This is a genomic window from Kitasatospora sp. GP82, assembly GCF_029892105.1.
Lineage (GTDB): Bacteria > Actinomycetota > Actinomycetes > Streptomycetales > Streptomycetaceae > Kitasatospora.
This window is the reverse complement of record NZ_JARZAJ010000085.1, coordinates 1-9,406: the sequence shown is the minus strand read 5'-3', so window position 1 is coordinate 9,406 and position 9,406 is coordinate 1. Positions and strand designations below refer to the sequence as shown.

Sequence of the window (9,406 nt, the reverse complement as noted above, 5' to 3'; positions counted from 1 at the left end):
ACGACACGACAGGTCACCACTCCCACGGGGCCACCGACCCTATGCCCGACCAACGAAAAGGCAGACCTCAAGATCGGAAAGACAACAGCTTCTAATCCGCAGAACAGAGTGTTGACGGCCAGTCAGGCGGATCTCATTGGCCTGCCCGCGGCGAGGGACATCCGCGTCGGATCGTGCGTTGAGCCCTGGAGCCGCTGGCAGTGCTCAGTGCGAGTCGGCGTACAGCTCCTCGATCAGCTGGACGACGGTCCCCGGCTCACGCAGCGTCGGGTAGTGGTCGGAGGCGGCCAGCCGGACCAGGCGGCAGTGGGGGATTCGGTCCGCCATCTCCTCGTTGCAGCGCACCACCTCCGGCTGGTCCAGCTCTCCCAGTGCCAGCAACGCGGGCGTGGCGATCTCCCCGAGCCGGTCGAAGGTGGGGGCGTCGGTCCCCTGGTGACCGACAGTGCTGAACCAGGCAGGCAGTACGCCTCGGAGCTGGGCGGCCGCGACCGGATCGGTCTCGGGGGTGCCGCCGCCGGCCCGCCCCCAGATGCCCAGCCCGAGCCGGACGATGCCCTCCATGTCGTTGGCCGTGGCCAGCTTTCCCACTTCTTCGTAGAACCCGGGCGGCGTCAGTCCGTCGTACCCCGTGACCCCGGGCACGAAGAGTGCGAGGCCCGCCACCCGGTCCGGGGCGTCCAGAGCCAGGCTGATCGAGGTGGCACCGCCCATGCTGGAGCCCACCAGCACCGCACGGGCCAGCCCGAAGTGGTCGAGGACTGCGGCGAGATCCTCGACCAGGGAATACGCGGCAGTGGGCGCGGGCGAGCGGCCGAAGCCGCGGGAGTCGTAGCGGATCACCCGGTACCGCGCGGTAAGCGCCGGGAGGACGGGACCCCATACGGTCGAGTCCCCGACGCCCGGGTGGAGCAGGACCAGCGGCAGCCCATCCCCTCCCGAATCGTCCGCCCAGAGTTCGCCGTTGCTGACAGGCACGAGGGTTTCCATGATCTGCAGTCTGGTTGCGCGGTACAGGCGCCCGCCAGCGGAATCTCGGCCATGTCGCCGCCACGGACCGGAGGACGGACCCGCCCCGCCAGCATCAGCCCTGTCGCCGGGGTGGGGAACAAGAGCAGGTCAGGCGAACGAGGTGAGCGCCGGTGGGATTTTCGGAGAGCCTCAACACCGTCGCCGAGCACCGGCCTCTACCTGGGATGTCAGTGCCGATCGAGATGATGGTGCCCATGAAGGACGCAGCCTCTCTGGCCTCTCCCGCCGCCTATGCCGATGCCGTCGCCACCGCCGTCCAGGCGGCCGCGGCCTACTACGCCGACGGCACCACGCCGCTCGGCGACGACGAGTACGACGCCCTGGTGCGCGCGATCGAGTCCTATGAGGCTGTGCATCCGGACCAGGTGCTACCTGATTCCCCCACCGGCAAGGTCGCCGGTGGTGCGGCGGGCGGTGATGTCCCGCACTCGGTGCCGATGCTCAGCCTGGAGAACGTCTTCTCCGCCGAGGAACTGGAGTCCTGGGCCGCCGGCCTGGAACGCCGACTCGGCCGACCCGTCGACGGCTGGTGTGTGGAGCCCAAGCTCGACGGCTTGGCGGTGGCCGCCCGCTATCGATCCGGTCGCCTTCAGCAGCTGATCACCCGCGGCGACGGGCTGGCTGGAGAGGACATCAGCCACGCTGCCAACGCGGTCCTGGGACTCCCTCAGCAGCTTGCCGAGCCGCTCGACGTCGAGCTGCGCGGCGAAGTCCTTCTCACTCAGGACCAGTTCGACCGCGCCAATGAGGTGCGTACCGCCCACGGCGCCACTCCGTTCGCCAACCCGCGCAACGGCGCCGCCGGCACGCTCCGTGCCAAGGACCGCCCCTACCGGATCGAACTCACCTTCTTCGCCTACGGCGCCGTCGGCCTCGACGACCTTGCCCACACCGCGCTCCTGGAGCGCCTCGCCGAGCTCGGAGCCAACACCGCAGCCACCACGGCCGCCCACCCGCAACACTGCGCCACGGTGGAGAAGGCCCAGCAGCGGGTCGACGAGATCGCCGCCCTGCGCGCCGCGCTGCCCTTCGGAATCGACGGCGTCGTCATCAAGGCCGACTCCGCCGCCGACCAGCAGCAGGCCGGAAGCGGCTCCCGCGCACCCCGCTGGGCCATCGCCCGAAAGCTCCCGGCCCAGTACAAGGTGACCCGCCTCCTCGACGTCGAGTGGAACGTCGGCCGCACGGGCATCATCGCCCCCCGCGCTGTCCTGGAACCCGTCCTCATAGACGGCGTCACCGTCACCTACGCCACCCTCCACAACCCGGCCGACATCACCCGTCGCGGCCTGCTCATCGGCGACCAGGTCTTCGTCTACCGCGCCGGCGACGTCATCCCCCGTGTTGAAGCACCCCTCGTCGACCAGCGAACCGGTGACGAGAAGCCCATCGCCTTCCCCGACGCCTGTCCCCGCTGCGGCGACGCCATCGACGCCTCCGAACAGCGCTGGCGCTGTGTCCGCGGCCGCTCCTGCCAGGCAGTCGCCTCCATCCGCTACGCCGCCAGCCGCGACCAGCTCGACATCGAAGGCCTCGGAGGTACCCGCGCGGTCCAGCTCGTCGACGCCGACCTGGTCGCGGACGTCGCCGACCTGTTCACCCTCACCCGCGAGCAGCTCCTCGGCCTGGACCGAATGGGCGAGACGAGTACTGACAACCTGCTCGGCGCGATCGAGGTCGCCCGCAACGCCCCGCTGCACCGGGTGTTCTGCGCGCTGGGTGTGCGTGGCACGGGCCGCACCATGTCCCGCCGGATCGCCGCCCATTTCGGGTCCATGGCCGCTATCCGCGCCGCCGACGCCGACACTCTGGCCGATGTCGACGGCATCGGCGCCGAGAAGGCCAAGGTCATCGTCGCGGAGCTCGCCGACCTTGCCCCGGTCCTGGACAAGCTCATTGCCCTGAACGTCGGCACCGCCGTGGCCGAACCAGCCGCCGCCGGGCAGGATGCCGACGGCGCGGCCAGCCCGCTTGCAGGCGAGGCCGTGGTCGTCACTGGCAGCATGACCGGCTTGCTTGCCGCGCTCTCCCGCAACGAGATGAACGAACTGATCGAACGCGCCGGCGGAAAGGCGTCCTCCGCCGTCTCCAAGCGCACTACTCTCCTCGTGGCCGGTGACAAGGCCGGTTCCAAGCGAATCAAGGCCGAGGACCTCGGAGTCCGGATCCTTTCCCCCGAGGACTTCGCCGACCTGGTGGCCTCCTACCTCGTCTGAAGGGTGCTGCCGCCAACTTGGTGTCGGTGCTCTGCCTCGGCGCGGTGATCAAATGATCGGATTCACAGAGGAGACCGCGATGGCGATTTTCATGAAGGCCGAGCTGGCCGGCGTGATGACCGATCAGTACGACGCCCTGAACGGCAAGCTTCAGGCCTTGCCCGGCAACGCCTTCGAGGGGGTGTCTCTCTCAGCCCGAATCCACCGGGCTGATTCGAGAGTGATCACTTCTGGGGTCTGGTCGGGCTGACCGGTTGGAGGGCGTGGGGTGCCCGCTGGTCTGTCCAGCTCTTCCACGTGTGCTCCGGTCGGGCCCTGGCGGGCGGGGGTGGTCAGGTCGCGAATCAGGCCGGTGGTGCGTGGGCGGCGTCGAACAGGTCGGTGAACGCGTGCTGCCAGGGCCAGCGGTCGGGCAGATGCAGCGTCAGGCGACGAGCCGAGCGGGCGAGCCGACCGGGGACGTTGGCCAGGTGGGCACGCAGGGTGGCGGTGGTTGCCCTGGCGTGGAAGGAACTGGCGAGGCTGCCGGCGGCCTGCTCCATGCCGTGCAGGGCAACGTTCATCAACAAGGGGCTGATCACCCCGCCTTGAGGGGTTCCCTCCTCGGTCGGGGCGAAGTGGCCGTCCTCGATCACTCCCGCTTCCAGCCAGCGCCGGACCATACCCCTGGCAGGGAAGGTCCCGAGACAGGCGAGGATGTGGTCGTGGCTGAGACGGTCGAACGCCTCTTGAAGATCGGCGTCCAGCACCCATAGCCGCTTGGCGTCCGGGCGGCTCGCCGTGGTGTGGATCGCCACGATGGCATCGTGGCAACCACGACCCGGCCGAAAACCGTACGATCTCGGCTCGAACCGGGCCTCCCACTCGGGTTCCAGCGCGCTGACCGTCAGGGCCTGAAGGCACCTGTCGGCGATCACCGGAATCCCCAGCGGGCGGCGACGCCCGTTGCTCTTGGGCACATACACCCGCTTGACGGGACGCGGTGACCACGGCTTCGCCCGGTGCTGCACCCAGTCGGCCAGCTCGGCCTTGTCCTGGGATGACACCGCCACCTTGCCGTCGATCCCGGCCGTCTTGCGGCCAGCGTTGACCTCCGCCACCCGTCGCACGCTCATCAGAGCATTGCTGCGGGAGCGGAGCATCAGCTTCTGCAGATTGCGGACCTTCTTCAGGTCCCCTGCCTTCGACGCCGCGAAGATCCGCTGCCTCAGCCGCCGTACGTCCTCCTCGACCGCCCGCCAGTTCACAGCGTCCCAGTCCAGGAGCCCGCCCTCGGGTCCGTTCACCGCAGCGCAACCGACAGCGACCTCAGTCGCCTTCGGCAATGTCACGGCGTCCAACTTGTCCCTCGGTTCCGGTGTCGTCATTCATCAGGTCCTCGCAGGCTCACCCGACCCGCGTCAGCACCCTTTCGGGTCAGGGCATCAGCCCCTATCCGGCCAGTTATGCGGGAGCCGCCGGCGGAGGTGCCGGCATGCGGTTCCCGGTTTCCTGCTGCCTTTCGGCCACCGGCATTCGCTTCTCGGGTCGTCCTACTCCCGCCGGGGAGTTCAGCCTTCCTCACGGTCGGCCCACCAGACGCGTCCACGCCTGGACCCCGTCGGGGTTGTCACGTTCCGCATGAGTGAGATGCGACCGGGGTGGGCGCCCTCTGTACCCCGGGGACGGTGGTGCGCTCCCGCCCGGCCAAATCCCTCCGGGCGGCACCCGCCGCCTCACAGCGGCCGGTCCCTGTCTCCCGCTCCAGCAACCCATCTGCGGAAGTGCTAATGACGAGGCGTCATCGAGGATTCACTTGCGTTCACCCGTCCGGTCTTCCCCAGCCTGTGGCCCCCGGATGGAACGGGGACCCTTGGGCCTTGAACTCCGGGCTTCGCACCCCGCGGTTACCCGCGACGCACGCCGAAGCGGGGACGGTCCTTGCGCACGGGACCGGGAACTACACCTTCGACATCAGTCGAACCTCCTTCGGTGAATTCCGCTCACCTCAAGCGACTTCGTGTCGCACGACCTGGTTCAACCAGGAGGCGTGCACCGGGGTGTGGACCATCACCGCGTTCGGGAACGCGGCCGACAGCCGGTCGGCTGCCTTCTTGCCGCGGTGGGAGGAGCCGTTGTCGACGATCCAGAACACGCGCTTGGCGCTGGCGTAGGGCTCCTGGGTCATGACCTGGGCGACCAGGTTCATGAACGGGTCGATGCCGGTGGTGGATTCGGTGCGGCCGGACACCTTCGCGGGGTGGGCGTCGTAGGCGGCCAGGTAGGCCAGGGCGCCGCCGCGTCCGTAGGTGTGGTTGACGCGCATCGCCCGGGCCTGGCCGGGGGCGAGGGTGGGGTGGCAGCGGCAGCGGGCCTGGATGGAGGTCTTCTCGTCCGCGCTGATGACGTACTCGTCCTTGCCGAGCGGGACGCCCTGCCAGGTGCGGGCGTACAGGTCCAGCACTCGCTGGGCCTTGGCACGGAAGCCGGGATCGGTGATGAAGATCCAGGAGCGGTGCTGCCAGGGCTTGAGGGCGTCGTCCCTGAGCCAGCGGCGCACGGTCGAGGCGGAGGCGGGGCCGGTGATACCGCGCACCGACAGTTCGGTGGCCAACTCCGGGCAGGACCAGCGCGCCAGCGGCACCCCGGTCTCGGCGGGCAGGCGGCAGGCCAGCGCTTTGGCCTCGGCCACCTGCAGCGCGGTGAACGACGGCGGCCGCCCCGACCGGTCGCGGTCGGCCAGAGCGCCCAGACCGTGCTCGGCGAACCGGCCGCGCCAGCACCGGACCGTGTCCAGGCGCAGGCCGGTGGCGCGGGCGATGCGCGCGTTGGAGCGTCCGCGTGCGGCGTGCAGCACCACCTGCGCGCGTATCCGCAGCCGGTGCTCGGTCTTGTGGCCGTAGGCCATCTTCTTCAGCCGTTCGCGCTCGGCGGCGCGCAGGGCTATCGGGCGGGCGGCGACAACGGGCAAGGCAGGCAGGCCGATCGGGAGAAGTGGATCACGACCCGCCGAAGCGTGCCGTATCCGGGGACCGGCCCGTCGGGCAGGATGGGCGCCATGCCCACGCCTTCGGAACACCCCCGGCCGGTAATGCGTGGCGGGGGGTGGATGGCCGGTGTCAGGATGGCCGGATGCCGACATTTCCTGCTCCGGACGGAACCCGCCTCGCCTACCGCACCGTGGGGGAGGGCGATCCGCTGATCTGTCTCCCCGGAGGCCCGATGCAGGCCTCCGCCTACCTCGGTGACCTGGGCGGCCTGCCGGCCGCCGCAGGGCGTTCGCTCGTGCTGCTCGACCTGCGTGGCACGGGAGAGTCCGAGACTCCGGCCGACCCGTCGAGCTACCGCGTCGACCGGCAGGTGGACGACGTCGAAACGCTCCGGGCGCACCTCGGGCTGGAGCGGATCGACGTGCTGGCCCACTCCGCCTCCGGCGACCTCGCGCTGTTCTACGCCGGCCGGTATCCGCAGCGGATCCGGTCGCTGGTGCTGGTGACCGCCCGGGCCCGGGCGGCCGAGATCGAGTTCCCGCTCGAGGGACGGCGCGAGGCGCTCGCGCTGCGCAGCGGCGAGCCCTGGTACGACGAGGCGGTGCCCGCCTTCGAGCGGGCGATGGCCGGGGAGGCGACCGAGGACGATTGGCGGTTCCTGGACCGCCTCACCTACGGCCGCTGGGACGCGGCGGCGCAGGCCCACGCCGCCTCCGGCGAGGACGGTTACAACGAGGAGGCCGCTCACGCCTACCCCGGTCCCGGCGCGTTCGACGACGCGGCCGCGGTGCGCGAGGTGCTGACCAAGCTCGACGCGCCGGTGCTGGTGCTCGCGGGCGAGCTGGACCCATCCCCCCGCCCGGACAAGGCCGCGGAGGTCGCGGCGCTCTTCCCGCGCGGGGAGTTCGTCGTCCAGCCGGGCGCCGCGCACATCCCGTGGCTGGACGACCCGGAGTTCTTCGTCCGGACCGTCGGCGAATTCCTAAGCCGAAGTGACGCGTAGTGGTCGGCTCCGGAGTCAACCCCCGAAGGACTTCCGGAGCCGACCACTTCAGGTGGAGGGTTTGGCTGGTGAGGTTGAGGTCGGGGTTGTCGCCGGTGGCGGGCTGGTTGAGGGTGTGGGGGTCTGCCGGTCGCGGGGTGGGTGTCTGGAACCGGGTCACCGGGCGGCCTGCAGTCGCCTGACGGTGGCAAGCCATAGGAGAGTGTGGTGTCTTGGCGTGCCGTCAGTATCGTCCGCTTCCGAGAACGTGACGATGTCTGGCGGTTCCTGTCGGTTCCTGTCGGTTTTCGGTTTGATCTCGCTCCGTTTCCGGCTCCGTCGTCACCGCTTCACGGTATCCGCCTGCCGTGCGGAGGCGGTCATCTGCTTCACCGTCTGGGGCCATGCCGGTGGTGTTTCCGTAGTGGTCTGGGCGCGGTGTCGGCGTGCTCGGGCACAGCTGGTCGGCGGAGGAGTTGGCGGTGTTTCCTGGATCGGTGGGAGGTTCGGTGGGGGGTTCCGGATGGGGTTTGGTGGTGTTTTCGGTGGGTTATCTGCGGCGTCGGGCCGTTAGTGTTTCCTTGAGCCGGGGTAGTCGGGTGCGTAGTACCTGTGCCAGTTGCTGGCGGGTCAGGATTCTGAGGGCGCGGGCGGCGGCGAACGGTGCGAGGCGGCCGGGGCCCAGTACCAGTCGCTGGTTGTGCAGTTGGTCCGGGCGCCAGCGTTGCTTGTACGGTTCCTGGCCGCGCAGCAGGCTCAGTACCGGGATCTCGGCGGCCCGTACCTCGTCAAGGGCGGTGCCGATGAGCAGGCCGGCGATGTCCAGGCGCTCGCGCAGTGCCGGGTGCGCGCCGTACATGTAGAGGCCGCCGAAGGAGGGGCAGAGCAGGAGCAGGTTGACCGCCACCGGTTCGCCGTTGAGGTGGTAGCGGTGCAGGGTGGCGCGGCGGGTGGCGACGAGCCCGGTGGTGGAGTCGGCGAGGTGGGCGGCGAAGCGCTCGGTACGGTGCTCGGGCGTGACGCCGCGGTGCTGCCACTGCAGGAAGTGCAGTCGCAGCAGTTCCTCGATCGCCTCCGGCACCTCCTCAGGAGTCGCCGAGCTGACCTGGACGCCCGCCTTGGCGATCTTGCGCTGCTTGACCCGGTTGCGTTGGGCGGTCTTGCCGGGCAGCCGTTTGAGCAGTTCCTCCATCGGCACGGCCGGGAGGTACTGGCAGAGTGAGTCGGCGAAGCGGTGGCGGCGGCCGCGCCAGTGCTCGAAGATTTTCTGGGCTGTGGCTTCGGGGTGGACCTCGCGCAGTTCCAGGCTGTGCCAGGGCCGGTGGAGCGGAAGGGCGTTGGCGAGTTCGGTGGCGGCGAGGTCGGCGCAGGAGTCGTCCAGCAGGACGTCGGTGAAGTCGACCAGGCCGCCGCCGAGGTTGGTCAATCCTCCGAAGGGGCCGCGTCGTTGCAGGGCGGCCGCGCCGACCAGTTGCTTGTTCCGGCGGACCAGTACCACGACGAGAGTGCCGGGGCGGCCGTAGTGGCGCCACCAGGAGCGCAGCCAGGCGGCGGTCTGGAAGGGCGTCGCGCCGGCGCATCGGGTGGCCAGGTCGTCCCACTCCTCGGCGACCCGGTCGAGGGCGTCGTCGGTCCGCAGTACCTCGGAGCGCCAGGTCGGCGTTCCTGCCTGGGCCGGCAGGCTGGCGCCGGTGAGTTGCGTGGTGGTCATCGTCGGCTCTCCGTCTGCTGGCACGCCGGACCTGTTCTGGAGCTGTCCCCGCTTTGTGCCGTGCGTGCGGCGTCCGCCGGGCGGAGCGGATGGGGGGGCAGGGTTCGGACCTGCCGGGCACGCCGTGCGCGGGGCCCGGTGAGGTGGTTGGTCATCCTCGGTTTCCCGTTTTCTGAGGTTTCTTGACGGTCGTGGAGCTCTTGGTCGGTTTCGAAGGAGCGGTGTGGTATTTCCGGGGCGAGGCGGGGGCCTGGGCGGTCGGGGCTTCGGCGCGCGGGGGAATGCGGGAACGGCTGTGTACCGCCGTAGTGGTCTGGTCGCGCAGTCGATCAGGATCTCGAAGTGCTTGCCGGGGACCAGCCGTCCGACCCCGCCGACCACCCGGGCCTGCTGGGGCAGGGCGAGGTCGGTCCTGACGATCTGGCGCAGGGCCGCCCGGGAGGCGGTGGGCAGGGTGTAGCGGGTGGTGTCGACACCGTTGGGCAGCAGGTGCACC

The 9,406-nt window shown here is 70.0% G+C and carries 7 protein-coding genes; 3 read left to right on the top strand and 4 right to left on the bottom strand.

All coding sequences use genetic code 11. The annotated features are described in order from the left end of the window. Positions 1-204 precede the first annotated feature (204 nt). The gene (locus tag P3T39_RS36550) at positions 205-990 is read right to left on the bottom strand and encodes an alpha/beta hydrolase (protein ID WP_280703637.1); all 786 of its coding nucleotides are present in this window, start codon (positions 988-990) and stop codon (positions 205-207) included. A gap of 236 nt (positions 991-1,226) precedes the next feature. Between P3T39_RS36550 and ligA the strand changes: the two genes are divergently transcribed. Both ligA and P3T39_RS36540 read left to right on the top strand, forming a co-directional pair. Further along, positions 1,227-3,248 carry an NAD-dependent DNA ligase LigA gene (gene ligA / locus P3T39_RS36545; protein ID WP_280703636.1) on the top strand — a complete coding sequence of 674 codons (2,022 nt, stop codon included), beginning with the start codon at positions 1,227-1,229 and terminating at the stop codon, positions 3,246-3,248. 79 nt (positions 3,249-3,327) lie between these two features. After that, positions 3,328-3,498, top strand: coding sequence for a hypothetical protein (locus P3T39_RS36540; protein ID WP_280703635.1), 171 nt, complete (start codon positions 3,328-3,330; stop codon positions 3,496-3,498). A gap of 94 nt (positions 3,499-3,592) precedes the next feature. Here the strand turns inward: P3T39_RS36540 and P3T39_RS36535 are convergent, their stop codons facing one another. Together P3T39_RS36535 and P3T39_RS36530 are read right to left on the bottom strand one after the other, a co-directional pair. After that, positions 3,593-4,534, bottom strand: a complete 942-nt coding sequence (locus P3T39_RS36535; RefSeq protein WP_348534425.1) for a reverse transcriptase N-terminal domain-containing protein — start codon at positions 4,532-4,534, stop codon at positions 3,593-3,595. 701 nt (positions 4,535-5,235) lie between these two features. Then, on the bottom strand, positions 5,236-6,198 hold the full coding sequence (locus tag P3T39_RS36530; RefSeq protein WP_280703634.1) for an IS630 family transposase: 963 nt from the start codon (positions 6,196-6,198) through the stop codon (positions 5,236-5,238). Positions 6,199-6,359: 161 nt separating this feature from the next. Between P3T39_RS36530 and P3T39_RS36525 the strand changes: the two genes are divergently transcribed. After that, entirely contained in the window at positions 6,360-7,220 is an 861-nt protein-coding gene (locus P3T39_RS36525; RefSeq protein ID WP_280703633.1) for an alpha/beta hydrolase, read from the top strand. A gap of 529 nt (positions 7,221-7,749) precedes the next feature. Here the strand turns inward: P3T39_RS36525 and P3T39_RS36520 are convergent. Further along, positions 7,750-8,910: a GNAT family N-acetyltransferase gene (locus tag P3T39_RS36520; RefSeq protein ID WP_280703632.1), complete on the bottom strand. Its 1,161-nt coding sequence runs from the start codon at positions 8,908-8,910 to the stop codon at positions 7,750-7,752. Between the last annotated feature and the right edge of the window lie 496 nt (positions 8,911-9,406).